Source organism: Lentzea kristufekii, from assembly GCF_033949925.1.
Classification (GTDB): domain Bacteria; phylum Actinomycetota; class Actinomycetes; order Mycobacteriales; family Pseudonocardiaceae; genus Lentzea; species Lentzea kristufekii.
Genome location: NZ_JAXAVV010000012.1, coordinates 205944 through 219091, shown reverse-complemented (window position 1 = coordinate 219091; position 13148 = coordinate 205944). Strand labels below are relative to the sequence as shown.

At 70.3% G+C, this 13148-nt stretch carries 14 protein-coding genes and 1 pseudogene; 3 read left to right on the top strand and 12 right to left on the bottom strand.

Features of this window, described 5'->3' with window-relative positions; translation table 11 throughout:
* Nucleotides 1–4: 4 nt before the first annotated feature.
* From SK571_RS25110 to SK571_RS25100, 3 genes and pseudogenes are all read right to left on the bottom strand, one after another.
* Complete coding sequence (locus tag SK571_RS25110; RefSeq protein ID WP_319986621.1) at nucleotides 5–262, bottom strand: MerR family transcriptional regulator; 258 nt, start codon at nucleotides 260–262, stop codon at nucleotides 5–7.
* Between the two features lie 10 nt (nucleotides 263–272).
* Nucleotides 273–335, bottom strand: a pseudogene (locus SK571_RS25105) (MerR family DNA-binding transcriptional regulator); the annotation flags it as partial.
* 130 nt (nucleotides 336–465) lie between these two features.
* Nucleotides 466–1053, bottom strand: a complete 588-nt coding sequence (locus SK571_RS25100; RefSeq protein WP_319986534.1) for a TetR/AcrR family transcriptional regulator — start codon at nucleotides 1051–1053, stop codon at nucleotides 466–468.
* A gap of 95 nt (nucleotides 1054–1148) precedes the next feature.
* Between SK571_RS25100 and SK571_RS25095 the strand changes: the two genes are divergently transcribed.
* Together SK571_RS25095 and SK571_RS25090 are read left to right on the top strand one after the other, a co-directional pair.
* Nucleotides 1149–1532 (top strand): nuclear transport factor 2 family protein, encoded by a 384-nt coding sequence (locus tag SK571_RS25095; protein ID WP_319986533.1) that lies wholly within the window; start codon nucleotides 1149–1151, stop codon nucleotides 1530–1532.
* Complete coding sequence (locus tag SK571_RS25090) at nucleotides 1529–2326, top strand: Rossmann-fold NAD(P)-binding domain-containing protein (RefSeq protein WP_319986532.1); 798 nt, start codon at nucleotides 1529–1531, stop codon at nucleotides 2324–2326. Before SK571_RS25095 ends, SK571_RS25090 begins: the two co-directional genes overlap by 4 nt.
* A gap of 9 nt (nucleotides 2327–2335) precedes the next feature.
* Here SK571_RS25090 and SK571_RS25085 read toward each other — a convergent pair whose 3' ends face one another.
* From SK571_RS25085 to SK571_RS25065, 5 genes are all read right to left on the bottom strand, one after another.
* Nucleotides 2336–3652 carry a hypothetical protein gene (locus tag SK571_RS25085; protein WP_319986531.1) on the bottom strand — a complete coding sequence of 439 codons (1317 nt, stop codon included), beginning with the start codon at nucleotides 3650–3652 and terminating at the stop codon, nucleotides 2336–2338.
* Nucleotides 3653–3700: 48 nt separating this feature from the next.
* Nucleotides 3701–5203 carry a glycoside hydrolase family protein gene (locus SK571_RS25080; protein WP_319986530.1) on the bottom strand — a complete coding sequence of 501 codons (1503 nt, stop codon included), beginning with the start codon at nucleotides 5201–5203 and terminating at the stop codon, nucleotides 3701–3703.
* 136 nt (nucleotides 5204–5339) lie between these two features.
* Nucleotides 5340–6128: a phosphotransferase gene (locus SK571_RS25075; RefSeq protein WP_319986529.1), complete on the bottom strand. Its 789-nt coding sequence runs from the start codon at nucleotides 6126–6128 to the stop codon at nucleotides 5340–5342.
* The gene (locus SK571_RS25070) at nucleotides 6128–6772 is read right to left on the bottom strand and encodes a response regulator transcription factor (protein ID WP_319986528.1); all 645 of its coding nucleotides are present in this window, start codon (nucleotides 6770–6772) and stop codon (nucleotides 6128–6130) included. Before SK571_RS25070 ends, SK571_RS25075 begins: the two co-directional genes overlap by 1 nt.
* On the bottom strand, nucleotides 6763–7890 hold the full coding sequence (locus SK571_RS25065) for a sensor histidine kinase (protein WP_319986527.1): 1128 nt from the start codon (nucleotides 7888–7890) through the stop codon (nucleotides 6763–6765). Before SK571_RS25065 ends, SK571_RS25070 begins: the two co-directional genes overlap by 10 nt.
* A gap of 163 nt (nucleotides 7891–8053) precedes the next feature.
* On the opposite strand from SK571_RS25065, the gene SK571_RS25060 reads away from it, so the two are divergent.
* Nucleotides 8054–8695 carry a DedA family protein gene (locus SK571_RS25060; RefSeq protein WP_319986526.1) on the top strand — a complete coding sequence of 214 codons (642 nt, stop codon included), beginning with the start codon at nucleotides 8054–8056 and terminating at the stop codon, nucleotides 8693–8695.
* 31 nt (nucleotides 8696–8726) lie between these two features.
* Here the strand turns inward: SK571_RS25060 and SK571_RS25055 are convergent, their stop codons facing one another.
* The 4 genes from SK571_RS25055 to SK571_RS25040 form a co-directional block, all read right to left on the bottom strand.
* A complete protein-coding gene (locus SK571_RS25055; RefSeq protein WP_319986525.1) occupies nucleotides 8727–8930 on the bottom strand; it encodes a carbohydrate-binding protein in 204 nt (67 codons plus the stop codon).
* Between the two features lie 52 nt (nucleotides 8931–8982).
* Nucleotides 8983–11214 (bottom strand): catalase/peroxidase HPI, encoded by a 2232-nt coding sequence (gene katG, locus SK571_RS25050; protein ID WP_319986524.1) that lies wholly within the window; start codon nucleotides 11212–11214, stop codon nucleotides 8983–8985.
* Nucleotides 11215–11232: 18 nt separating this feature from the next.
* On the bottom strand, nucleotides 11233–11667 hold the full coding sequence (locus SK571_RS25045; protein ID WP_090068208.1) for a Fur family transcriptional regulator: 435 nt from the start codon (nucleotides 11665–11667) through the stop codon (nucleotides 11233–11235).
* A 66-nt stretch (nucleotides 11668–11733) separates the two neighbouring features.
* Complete coding sequence (locus SK571_RS25040; RefSeq protein ID WP_319986523.1) at nucleotides 11734–13128, bottom strand: aminotransferase-like domain-containing protein; 1395 nt, start codon at nucleotides 13126–13128, stop codon at nucleotides 11734–11736.
* Nucleotides 13129–13148 lie beyond the last annotated feature (20 nt).

Here is a 13148-nt window from a genome sequence, read left to right as displayed (position 1 = left end):
CCGCTCAGCTGGGCGGGCACGGCACCCCGGTCGCGCAGGTCTTGGTGGCGCCCGCGATCACCGTGTCGAGCTGCAGGAGGGTTTCCTGCAGCTCCTCGATCTGCTTCACCACCGACGACCGGTGCCCGTGCAGCTTGGCCAGGACCTCCGGTGCCGCCACCCCCGTCACCACGCACGGCAGCATCTCCAGGATCGACGTGCTGGAGATTCCGGCGGCGTAGAGCTGCTGGATCAGCCGCGCGGTCGACGGCGTTCTCGGCATAACGCCGTTGGCCGCTCCCGCTGCGTTCGGACGCGAGAAGGCCCTGTTCCTCGTAGTAGCGCAACGCGCGCACGCTCACGCCCGTGCGTTCCGCCAGCTCACCGATGCCTGGTCGAACGGTTCCGCCTGGGGCTGCCGCTCGCCGGTGCCGACCAGGAGACCTGGTTCCAGACTCCCGCGGGATACGTCGACTACCCCAGCTATCAGCACTGAAGCGCGCGCACCAGGTGGTCGACGAGCCGTTCGAGGTAGTCGGGCTCGACCTCGGCGCGCCGCACGGACAGCCGCCAGTAGACCGGTGCCGCGACCAGGTCCAGCGCGATCTCGAAGTCGAGATCAGCCGGTAGCTCGCCCCGGTCGATCGCTCGCCGCAGCGTCACCGCGCCGAGCGCGCGCCGGGGTTCGCCGATCGTCGCCGCGATCGCCTCGGACAACGCCGGAGTGCGGACGGCCTCGGCGGTGAGGTCGGGCAGGATCGTCGCGAACCTCGGGTGCGTCAGCCAGTCGCGCACCGCCGTGACCGTGGCCAGCAGGTCGCCGCGCAACGAGCCGGTGTCCGGAACCTCGGCCAGTGGCACGGAGAACTCCGACAGCGCCGCGACCACCATGTCCTGTTTGGACGGCCAGCGCCGGTACAGCGCGCTCTTGCCGACCTCCGCGCGCTTGGCCACCGCCTCCATCGACAGCCGGCCGTAGCCGTGCAGGGCCAGCTCGTCGAACACGGCGTCGGTGATCGCCTGCGTCACGTGGGGCTGCAGGACGGCGGCGCCGGTCGGGGTGCGCTTGGTCATGGCGCACATCATAGGACTGGACGAGACGGTCCCGTCCCGCCTACTGTTATGGACGGGACGATACCGTCTCGTCCATTTCTTTCGGAGGAACTTCCGTGGACCTCATCCCGAGGGCACTGCAACTGCTGCTGGACAAGGACATGATCGGCTTCGCGGGCCTGTGGGCCGAGGACGGCGTGATGGAGTTCCCGTTCGCCCCGCCCGGCTGGCCGGCCGGGGTGGAGGGCCGCGCCGCGATCGAGGACTACCTGCGCGACTACCCGAAGATGCTCGACATCCAGGGCTTCCCGAAGCAGGTCGTGCACCAGAGCGCGGATCCGGACGTCCTCATCGCGGAGTTCGACGCCGAGGGGGTCGTCGTTGCGACGGGCAAGCCGTACCGGGCCTCCTACATCGCGGTCATCACGACCCGCGACGGCGAGATCGCGCACTACCGCGACTACTGGAACCCGCTTCTCGCACAGGAGCTGCCGGCATGAACACGCTGGTCATCGGCGGCACCGGCACGACCGGCAGCCGTCTCGCCTCCCTGCTGCCGGGCGCCCGCATCGGCACCAGGAAACCGGTGCTCCCGGACCACGTCCGGTTCGACTGGGACGTGCCGGCGACGTTTGAAGGTGCCCTGGCCGGGATAGATCATGTCTACCTGATTCCCCCGATCGGAGTCGTCGACCCCGTCCCGGTGGTCGAGTCGCTGCTCGCTCGAGCGCGGCTCGTGCGGCGAGTGGTACTGCTGAGCTCGTCCGCGGTGCCGGAGAGCGCCACGGGGATGGGCGCTCTCCCCGCACTCGTGCGCACCCTGCCCGAATGGGCGGTGCTGCGGCCGTCCTGGTTCATGCAGAACTTCACCGGCGACCACCCGCTCGCGTCCGGCGTCCGGGCGGGCGAGATCGTCACGGCCACCGGTGCCGGCCGGGTCGGGTTCGTCGACGCCGACGACATCGCGGCGGTGGCCGCGCGCGCGTTGACGGACCCGGTGCCGCACAACACCGATCACGTCATCACCGGCCCCGAGGCGCTGAGCTACGCCGATGCCGCCGCGATCATCACCGCGGTCACCGGGAAGCCCGTGCGGCACCGGTCGATCAGCACCGCCGAGATGACCGAACGGATCGCCGAAGGGTTGCCCCGTGACTTCGCGGCCCTCCTCGCCGGGCTCGACGAGGACATCCGCGGGGGAGCGGAGGACCGGGTCACCACGACCGTCCAGGACGTGACGGGCAGGCCGGCGAGGTCGTTCCGGGACTTCGTCAGGCGCACGTCCACCGCGTAGCGGGGCTTGTCAGCGCACCGATTCGCACGGGACGACGAAGAACCAGTCCCGAGGTTCGTGCTCCAACCGGGCTTCCGTCGCTCCCGCGGCGCATTCCGCACGTGCGCGCGCCAGGCTCTCGTCCCACGGAATGCCTGACAGCACGGTCTTCGGTTCCCGGAACTGGGTGATGATGCTGACCACCACGAGGATCCCGATCAGGTAGCGGCTACCGCCCACCACCAGGCGCTGCCAGGTCTTCCCCGGCGTCGCGTCGAGGCCCACGAAGATCGCGGTGAACAGGAACAGGCACGGCGCGATGCTGTAGCGCTGGCTGGCCATCACGGCCTCCGGCGCCTGCACCTGCAGGACCTGCGTCCAGTTCAGCACCAGGCAGGCGACGATGACGATCACGCTGCAGGCGCCGGCGGCCAGCGCGAGCGCCCGTGCGGCCCGGTTGCCGAACCACAGGCCCGCGGCGATCGGCACGGCGGCGGCCAGCAGCGCGCCGAGGATCAGCAGGTTGCCGTGCGACGGGTAGAACTGGCTGACCCGCTCCGACCCCGTGAACGCGACCACGGGCACCCGCAGCAGGCTCGCCAGCAGCACCTGCACCGGGTCGACCTCGTCGTGCGAGTACGGCGTCCGGGAGGCGAACAGCATCGTCAGGCCCTGCACGACCAGAGCGGCGAGGAACGCGATCGGCACCTCCTTGCGCGGCTGGAGGAGCCGCAGGAGCGCGATCGGGGCCAGGACGAACACCAGCGGGCTGGACAGGGCGGCGAGGACCACGAACAACGCGACCGGCACCCGCGGGGCGTTGCGCCACAACAACGCCCAGAAGGCGCCGTAGAGCAGGAACCAGTGCAGGTTCGCCATGTTGTTCAAGGTCTCGGAGTTGCCCGCGGGCAGCACGATGACCAGGGCCGACAGCGCGAACCGCATCGGCGTCGACCTCAGGTACGCCTTGGAGGCCGAGAAAGTGATCAACGCGACCAGCGCCCGCAGCACCGCGGCGCAGACCGCGAACCCCGCGGCCGTCCACTCGAGGGGCAGCACCGCGACCAGCTGGGCGACCAGGCGGGGCAGCGCGTGCAGGTAGCCGCCGTAGGGGTCGACCAGGTTCTCCAGCGCCGGTGAGCGCACCGCGTCGACCATGAACCGGGCGCCGTCCTCGGCCCACAGGTGGTCGAGCCGGGACCAGCCCGCCGGGATGACCAGCAGGAACGCCACCGAGGCGACGAACGCCGACAGCAGGCCCAGCCACGCGAGTTCGTGCCGCGGTTCGTCCGGCAGCGGCACCAGGCTGTCCGCCAGCTCGCCGGGCCGTTGCGTCGTGACTGCCACCAGTCGGTCCCCCATGTCCGCTGTCAACCCCGGGGAGAACGTATCCGGTCAGCGCCGGACGAGATCCGGCAGGCGCTCGTACCGGGCCCACTGATCAGCGGACACCGGGGTGATCGTGGACGAGTTCAGCGTCGCGACCTCGGCAGAGCCGACGACCCACAGCTTGCCGTCGAGCAGCAGCCCGACCTGGCCCGCCGGGTTGGTCACCGCGGGCGCGCCGGCCGGGACGGTGAACGCGAGCTTCAGCGCGTCGACGCCCTGCGGCCGGGTGCCGAGCACACCGCGCGCGAACTTCTCCGCCACCGAACGGCGCTCGAAGCGCATCACGTTGCCGCCCACGACGACGTCGAGCGTGCGTTCCGGCGAAGGCACCGCGAAACCGTTGAGCGCCTTCACCTCGGTCGCGGTGACGCAGCCCTTGATCCCGACCGCGTCGAGGCCGAAGTGGGAGATGTTCGTCGGTCCGGCCGGACCCTCGACGGTGCCGCGCAGCACGTCCAGCCCCACCCGTCCGCACGGGTCCTTGCCGTCGGCCGGCGCGTGGCCTTCCGGCGTGCGCAGCAGGCCGGGACCTTCCTCCCAGGCGCCGGGGATCAGCACGGCCTCGAACGGGTGGCGGGTGAAGTCCCTGTTCCAGAACGTGATGGTGGTGCCCTCGTCGGTCTCGTGGGCGATGGCGAACGACGACGCCGCCTCGATCCACATCCAGTCCGCGCTGAAGGCCTCGACCACCGACCGCGTGCGCGGGCCGTTGTTCGACGTCACCGCTTTGAAGCCCTGCTTGCCCAGTGCCTCGACGCCCTTGGTGAACGTCGGGTCCTTCGAGCGCAGCACGTACTGGCCGGCGCCGTTCTGGTGCGAGGCGAGGCCGGTGGTGTCGGTGAACATCAGGTACACCCAGCCGTCGAGGTAGATCGCCGACTGCTGGCCCGCGCCGTAGGTGTTCTCGCGGATGTTGTCCCCGGCGGGGGCGACGATCGACTGGCCGCCCGCCTCCCGCGTCCAGGTGATGCCGTCCTTGCTGGAGGCGACGCCGACCGAGCTGCCGTTCGCGTGGTTGTCCCGCGCGGCGCCCGTGTAATACATGTAGTAGACGTTGCCGATCTTGATCAGCGACGGGTCGCACGTGTGCATCGCGTCGAAGCTGCCGCCGCTGCCCGAGAACACCGGGACCGCCGTCGAGAACGGGCCGCCCACGGCCGGGCCCTCGCTGTAGAGGATGTCGTCACCGCCGGGCGGTGCCGCGCTCAGCTGGCTGCACCACCACGCGCGCACCTTGCCGTTGTCGACCATCACGGCGGGCGCGTAGTTGTACGGCGCGTCCCCGGCCCCGGCGATCACGGTGCCGGCGCTCTGGCGGCCGTTCTCGACGCTGAGCCTGATCCTGTCCCTGGGGGGCGCCTGAGCCGGTGCCTTCTTCGTCGACGTGGGCTTCTGCTGCTCGACCGGTGCTCCGATTGGGTCGCCGACCGCTGCGTTGGTGCATGCCGTGACCGCACTGACCAGCGCGAGCGCAGCGAGTGACGCGAGAGGTCGACGACTCAGGGGCACTCACCCATCATAGTGATCAAGTCCTCCGTCCGGGTGAAGTCCGCCGCCTGGCGGCCCTCAGCAGCGCGATTCCGCTGACCAGGGGCACGAATACCGCGCTCGAAGACGTCTGTGACGGTGAGCACACCCGCGTCCTTCAGTCGGCCGGTGGGTGCTCGCGGACCGCGCAGCGGCGGCGGAACCAGGCGAGGAACCTCGCCGGGTCGCTGTGCTGGAGGATCGCGGACACCGCGCCGGTCAGCGGGAACATCGCGGCGTGCGTGCGGGCCCGTTCGTACTGGTCCGGCCTGATCCGCTTGACCAGGGGCCAGCCGTAGCTCGCGAACGCGGCCGCGTCGAGGGCGGGATCGCTCGCGCAGGCGAAGTCCCAGTCGATGATCCCGCTGACTTTCCCGTTGTGCCAGCGCAGGTTCACCGGTGCCAGGTCGCCGTGCACGAAGCCCGTGGCCGGTGGCAGGTCCGCGAATCGCCGCAGGACATCCGCGGCCTGGGCGCGCTCGTCGGCGTCGAGCAGCGGGAACACCAGTTCCGTGATCGTCTCCGCCGCGTGCCGGCCACCGGCGTGGTGCAGTGGTTCGTCAAGCAGGGCATGGAGTTCTTCGTCCGGCTCGACTTCCGCGAGCGCGTCGAGCACCTCGCGGACCGCGTCGTCGCCCGCGGTCCGCGCCTGCTTGCCGGGCAGGTACGAGATGACGACGTGGGCCTGGCCCAGGGGCAGGTCCAGCCGGTCCTCGATCACCTCCGGCACGGCGAACGGCAGGCCGAGCCGCGAGATCCGCCGGAGCGCTCGCGCGCGGCGCCGTGCGTCGGGCAGGTCCTGGCGGGGGAACCGCGCCACCCACTTCCCCTTCACCACGACGGCATCGTTGAACGTGCCGCGCTCCAGTTTCGCGCCCGGCGTGGTGAGCAGGTCCTCGATGCTCATCAGCTGCCCAGGTAGTGGACGACGGCCATCACCCGGCGGCTCAGGCCGGACGAGCCGGAGAGGCCGAGCTTGTCGAAGATCGCGTTGATGTGCTTCTCCGCGGCGCTCTGCGAGATGTGCAGCTGCGCGGAGATGCGGGCGTTGGTGAGGCCCTGGGCCATCAGTTCGAGGACCTCCTTCTCCCTCGCGGTCAGCGTTTCGATCGGGTCGACGTGCGTCGTCCTGGTCAGCAGCCTGCGCACGACCTCCGGGTCGAACGCCGCGCCGCCCGCCGCGACCCTGTCCAGCGCCTCCAGGAACTCGTCGACCTGCGCCACCCGGTCCTTGAGCAGGTAGCCGACCTTGCCGCCGGTGCTGGTGATGAGCTCGGTGGCGTAGCGGTTCTCCACGTACTGCGAGAGCACGAGCACGCCGACCTCCGGCCAGCGTTCCCGGATCTCCAGTGCGGCGCGCATGCCGTCGTCCTTGTGGTCCGGTGGCATCCGGACGTCCGTCACCACGATGTCCGGCCGGTGTTCTTCGGTGGCCTTCAGCAGTTCCGGCGCGGTGCCGACGGCGGCCACGACGTCGTGCCCCTCCTCGGCGAGCAGCCGGATCAGGCCCTCGCGCAGCAGTGTCGAGTCCTCGGCCAGGATCACTCGCACGGCAGCCTCGCGTAGATCGTGGTGGGACCGCCGGGCGGACTGGTCACCTCGAAGGCCCCGTCCACCGCCTTGACCCTCCTCGCGAGCCCGGACAGCCCGGTGCCGGTGGGGTCGGCGCCGCCGATGCCGTCGTCCCGCACGACGATCGCGATGCCACCCCTGCCGTCCGGCCGGACGTGGACCTCGACCAGCGACGGGTCCGCGTGCTTGGCCGCGTTGGTGACGGCCTCGGACGTCACGAAGTAGATCACCGCCTCCAGTGCGGTGCCGGGTGACGACACGAGCCTGTTGCTGATCTCGACGCGCACGCTCGACCGTTCCGCCAGCACCTCGAGCGCCGCGTCCAGCCCCGAGTCGTCCAGCACGGCCGGGTAGACGCGCGTCGCGACCTCGCGCAACTCGTCGATGGCCTCGCCCGCCGTGTCGTGCGCCTGCCGCAACAACTCCTGCAACTGCTCCTCACCCCTGGCCCGCTTCGCCCGGCCGATCAGCATGCCGAGCGCCACGAGCCGCTGCTGGACGCCGTCGTGCAGGTCGCGCTCGATGCGCCGCCGTTCGTCGTCGATCGCCTCGATCACCTCGGCCCGCGTGCTGGTCAGTTCCGCGACCCGCTCGCGCAGCAGCGTCTGCTGGCTGGTCCCGAGCATCGTGGTGGCGAGCCACCGGTCCAGCACCGCCACGCCGACCACGCCGGCCGTCGTCACGAAGATGACCACCGCACCGGGGATCGCCAGCACCGCGATCAGCCCGAGGGTCACCTGGTCCGACTCCTCGATGAGCGCCCAGTCGCCGTCGAACAGCCACGCCGTCACCATCGAGATCCCGACGACGTACCAGGACGCCAGCAACCAGATCACGCAGGCGCCGAGCGCACCGACCAGCCACCGCACCGCGAGGTAACGACGGCAGCCCTGGCGCGTCAGCGGATTCGTGTGCACGGCCCGGTCGAACCGCGTGATCCTGTCGAGCTCGTACTCGGTCAGCCGGACCACGCCCACACCGGTGGCCGCGGCGGCGAGACCGGCCAGTCCCGTCAGCGACCCGATCGTGAGACCCACGAGCATCCGGAACCAGCCACGCACCAACGAACCCGCGCCGAGCCGCTCCCCCTGATGCACGTTCACCACCGTACTGACGCCCCAGCCCCCCGGCATTGTGGTTTACCGCAGTATGCCCCTGCGGTTTCCCCCACGATTCCCGACGGACAACCTCATGGTCCCGCCCTTTCCCCATTCCTAACGTGGACCCCGACCGATTTCACCGTCGCCTGAAGGGAAACCAATGCTGGCTGAATGGGCCGTCTCGTTGATGGAGTCACTGGGAGGGGTGGGCGCGGCCGTGGTCGTGGGCCTCGACAACCTGTTCCCGCCGATCCCGAGCGAGCTGGTGCTGCCCCTGGCCGGCTTCTCCGCGAGCAAAGGCGTGTTCAGCCTGCCCGCGGCGCTGTTCTGGACCACCGTGGGCTCGGTGGCAGGAGCCGTCATCGTCTACTTCGCGGGAATGCTCCTGGGCCGCACCAGAACCCGCAACCTCGTGGCCCGAATCCCGCTGGTCCGCGTGACCGACTTCGACAGGACCGAAGCCTGGTTCACCCGGCACGGCACCAAAGCCGTCTTCTTCGGCCGAATGGTGCCGCTGTTCCGAAGCTTCATCTCCCTGCCCGCGGGAGTGGAACGCATGAACCTCCCGAAATTCCTCGTGCTCACCACAGCGGGCAGTCTGATCTGGAACACCATCTTCGTCGGGGCGGGCTATCTGCTGGGCGAGAACTGGCACCGGGTCGAGTCCTACGCCGGTGTCTTCCAGAAGCTCGTGATCGTCGCCGTGGCCACGGCCGTCGTCCTCTTCGTCGTCACCCGCCTGCGCCAGCGCTCGAAGGGCGACCCGGAGGCGACGCAGGTCTTACCGCGCGTCAAGCGATGACGTTGCCGCACAACACGATCCGGCCGGCTGCTCAGCGTTCGAACGTGTGGACTTCAGTGCGGTGGTGGCCGGTGTGCTCTTCCGGGTTGATCAGCAGGTACGGCTCCGAGGACACGAGGACGTGCTGGCGTTCCCGTGGGGGAAGACTGGCAGCGGTCGACGCCGAACCCACTCGGGCAACTACTTGGAACGCTCCGTCGCTGCCGATGTTCACCGGAACGAAGGCGCCGGACACGAAGGTGCCCCAGGCCGGGGGAGTGGCCTGGGGCACCTGGGGTGGGGCGGGATCAGACGTCGTAGCGGTCCGCGTTCATGACCTTGTTCCACGCGACGACGAAGTCCTGCACGAACTTCGTGCCGGCGTCGTCACTCGCGTAGACCTCGGCGACGGCGCGCAGCTCGGAGTTCGAGCCGAACACCAGGTCGTTGCGGGTGGCGGTCCAGCGGACGGCACCGGTGGCGCGGTCGCGGCCCTCGAAGTTCTCCTCGTCCTCGGTGACCGACTTCCACTCCGTCTCCATGTCGAGGAGGTTGACGAAGAAGTCGTTGGTCAGCGTCTCCGGCTTGGCCGTGAGCACGCCCGCCTGCGAACCGCCGTGGTTGGCGCCCAGCACGCGCAGGCCGCCGACCAGCACGGTCATCTCCGGCGCCGAGACGCCGAGGAGGTTCGCCTTGTCGACGAGGAGGTACTCCGACGGCAGCGGGTGGCCCTTGCCGCGGTAGTTGCGGAAGCCGTCGATCTTCGGCTCCAGGACGGAGAACGACTCTGCGTCGGTCTGCTCCTGGGACGCGTCCACGCGGCCCGCGAGGAACGGCACCTCGATGTCGTGGCCTGCGGCCTTGGCGGCCTGCTCGATCGCCGCGGCACCGCCGAGGACGATCAGGTCGGCCAGCGAGACCTTCTTGCCGGCGGTCTGGCCGACGTTGAAGGCCTCCTGCACGCCTTCCAGCGTGCGCAGCACCTGGGCGAGCTGGTCGGGCTCGTTGACCTCCCAGCCGCGCTGCGGCTCGAGGCGGATGCGGGCACCGTTGGCGCCACCGCGCTTGTCGCTCTGGCGGAACGACGAGGCCGAGGCCCACGCGGTCTTGACCAGCTGCGAGATCGAGAGGCCGGTCTCCAGGATCTTCGCCTTCAGCGACGCGACGTCCTCGGCGGAGATCAGCTCGTAGTCGCGCACGGGCAGGCGGTCCTGCCAGATCAGCTCCTCCTGCGGCACCTGCGGGCCGAGGTAGCGCTGGATCGGGCCCATGTCGCGGTGGGTCAGCTTGAACCACGCACGGGAGAAGGCCTCCGCGAACGCCTCGTGGTCCTCCGCGAACTTGCGCGAGATCGGCTCGTAGATCGGGTCGAAGCGCAGCGCGAGGTCCGTGGTCAGCATCATCGGCGTGCGGTTGAGCGTGCCGTCCTCGGGGTCCGGCACCGTGTTGGCGCCCGCGCCGTCCTTCGGCTTCCACTGGTGCGCGCCCGCGGGCGACTTGGTGAGCTCCCACTCGAACTGGAAGAGGTTCTTGAAGAACAGGTTCGTCCACTCGGTGGGCTTCTGCGTCCAGGTCACCTCCAGGCCGGAGGTGATGGCGTCGCGGCCCTTGCCGGTGCCGTGCGTGCTGATCCAGCCGAAGCCCTGCGCGTCCATGACGGAGCCCTCGGGCTCCGCACCGACCAGCGACGGGTCGCCGGCGCCGTGCGCCTTGCCGAAGGTGTGGCCGCCGGCGATGAGCGCGACGGTCTCCTCGTCGTTCATGCCCATGCGGCCGAACGTCTCGCGGATGTCGCGGGCGGAGGCCAGCGGGTCCGGGTTGCCGTTCGGGCCCTCGGGGTTGACGTAGATCAGACCCATCTGGACGGCCGCGAGCGGGGACTCGAGGTCGCGCTCACCGCTGTAGCGGGTGTCGCCGCCGAGCCACTCGGTCTCCGGGCCCCAGTAGACGTCCTCGTCCGGCTCCCACACGTCGTTGCGGCCGCCGGCGAAGCCGAAGGTCTTCAAGCCCATCGTCTCGAGGGCGCGGTTGCCCGTGAAGATCATGAGGTCGGCCCAGGAGACCTTCTTGCCCCACTTCTTCTTGACCGGCCACAGCAGACGGCGGGCCTTGTCCAGGTTGCCGTTGTCCGGCCAGCTGTTGAGCGGAGCGAAGCGCTGCATGCCCGCGCCGGCCCCACCGCGGCCGTCGTGGGTGCGGTAGGTGCCCGCGCTGTGCCACGCCATGCGGATCATGAACGGGCCGTAGTGCCCGAAGTCCGCGGGCCACCAGTCCTTCGACTCGGTCAGCACGGCGTCGACGTCGCGCGCCAGCTCGTCGAGGTCGACGGTCAGGAACTCCTGGCCGTAGTCGAGCTCACCACCGAACGGGTCCGCCTGGACCGGGTGCTTGCGGAGGATCCGGAGGTTGAGCTGGTTGGGCCACCAGTCTCGGTTGCCGCCGCCCTCGCTGGGGTGGCTGCGCCGGCCGTGGGCGACCGGGCATCCGCCGGCCTCCTCCACGTTCAGCTCGCTCAGCTTGGCGTCAGTGCTGTCGGACACGGGAATCCTTCCGGGTGTTCAGGAACTTTTCGCGGCGGTCGTGCACTCGGGGCAGGAGCCCCAGTAGATGACCTCGGCCTCGTCGATGACGAAGCCGTGGTCGTCGGATGCGTCCAGGCAGGGCGCGTGGCCGACTGCGCAGTCGACGTCGGCGATGGCACCGCAGGATCTGCAGACGACGTGGTGGTGGTTGTCCCCGACGCGCGCCTCGTAGCGGGCGACCGAGCCCTGGGGCTCGATCTTCCGCAGCAGGCCGGCTCCGGTCAGCGCTCGGAGCACGTCGTACACGGCCTGATGGGAGACCGCGCCGAGGTTCTGACGCACGACGCCGATGATCGAGTCCGTGTCGGCGTGCGGGTGGGAGTGCACTGCGGACAGCACTGCTATCCGCGGGGCCGTCACCCGAAGCGACGCTCCACGCAGCAGGCGCTCGAAATCGGAAGCCGTGGGCACAGCCCCACCCTGCCGCCTTTTCTGGAATGAGTCAAGTTAACGAACGATGCAATTCACCCGAAGCGGTCATCGCCGCACGGCGACCATGGCGTCGGCCAGCCGCCGGACACCTTCGGCGAGCACGTGCTCAGGTGCGCCTCCGTAGGTCAAACGGAGAAAACTGCCCGGCGGTTCAGCGGCGAACCACGGCCGGCCAGGGAACACCACGACGTCACGTGCGGCTGCGGCCGTCGTGAGCTCCAGGTCGTCGACGTCGTGGGGGAGTTGTGCCCACAGGTGCAGCCCGCCGGACGACCTCGCGATCTCGAGCTCGGGCAGGTGCTCGCCGAGCGCGCGCCTCAGAGCGTCGCGCCTGGACCTCAAGGACTGCTGGAGCGTGCGCAGGTGACGGCGCCAGACGGGGGACGTCACGAAGTCGATCGCCGCCTCCTGCAACGGCCCCGCCACGTACAGGTCCTGCCGGGAACGGGTGTTCTTCAGCCGGATGCCCGCCGGGCCGCGGGCTCCGATCGCGGCGACGCGCAGGCCCGGCGCGGCGACCTTGGTGAGCGAGCGGACGTAGACGACGTGGCCGTCGGTGTCCTGCGAGACCAGCGTCGGCGGCGCGGTGCCGTCGATGGTGAAGCCGCGCGCCCAGTCGTCCTCGACCAGGAACGCGCCCACGCCGCGGACGATCCGCATGACCTCGGTGCGCCGCTCGTCGGACAGCACCGCGCCGTGCGGGTTCGCGTGCAGCGGCTGGCAGTAGAAGACCTTCGCGCCGGTGCGTTCGAAGGCGGCCTGGAGCAGGTCCGGCCGCACGCCGTCCTGGTCCGCCGGCACCGGGACGACCTTGAGCCCGGCGTCGCGCGCCGCCGCGATCGCGCCGAGGTAGGTGGGCGACTCGACCAGCACGGCGTCACCGCGGTCGCCGAGCCCGCGGAACACCGTCGCGAGTGCCTCCTGGGCCCCCGCGCACACCGTGATGTCGCCGGCCCTGAGCTCACCGCCCGCCTCCTTCGCGAACCACGCGCGAAGCTCCTCCTTGCCCTCGACCGGGACGCGCCCCCACGAGGCGGGGCGGCGTGCGGCACGGCTGAGCGCGGCGCCGAGCGCGTCGGTCGGCTGCAGATCGGGGTCGAGGTAGCCGCTGGTCAGCGGGATCGCCTCGGGTTTCGGCACCGCGACGAGGTTCGCCACCAGGTCCTCGCCGGGCCTGCCCTCGCCGAGCGCGACGGCCTGCCACGACAGGTCGTGGCTCGTCGCCGCCGTCCGCGGGGCGACGTAGCTGCCACGGCCGGGGCGCACCTCGACCAGTCCTTCGGCGGCCACGCGCTGGATCGCCTGCTGGACCGTCGCGGGCGACGCCCGATGCCGCGCCATCAGCTCGCGCACCGAGGGCATGCGGTCGCCGGCGCGACCGGACCGTGCCGCTGCTCTCAGGTGCTCGATAACGCGGGCGGCTGCGTTATCCTCATCCATGAGAGCCAAGAGTAACGTTA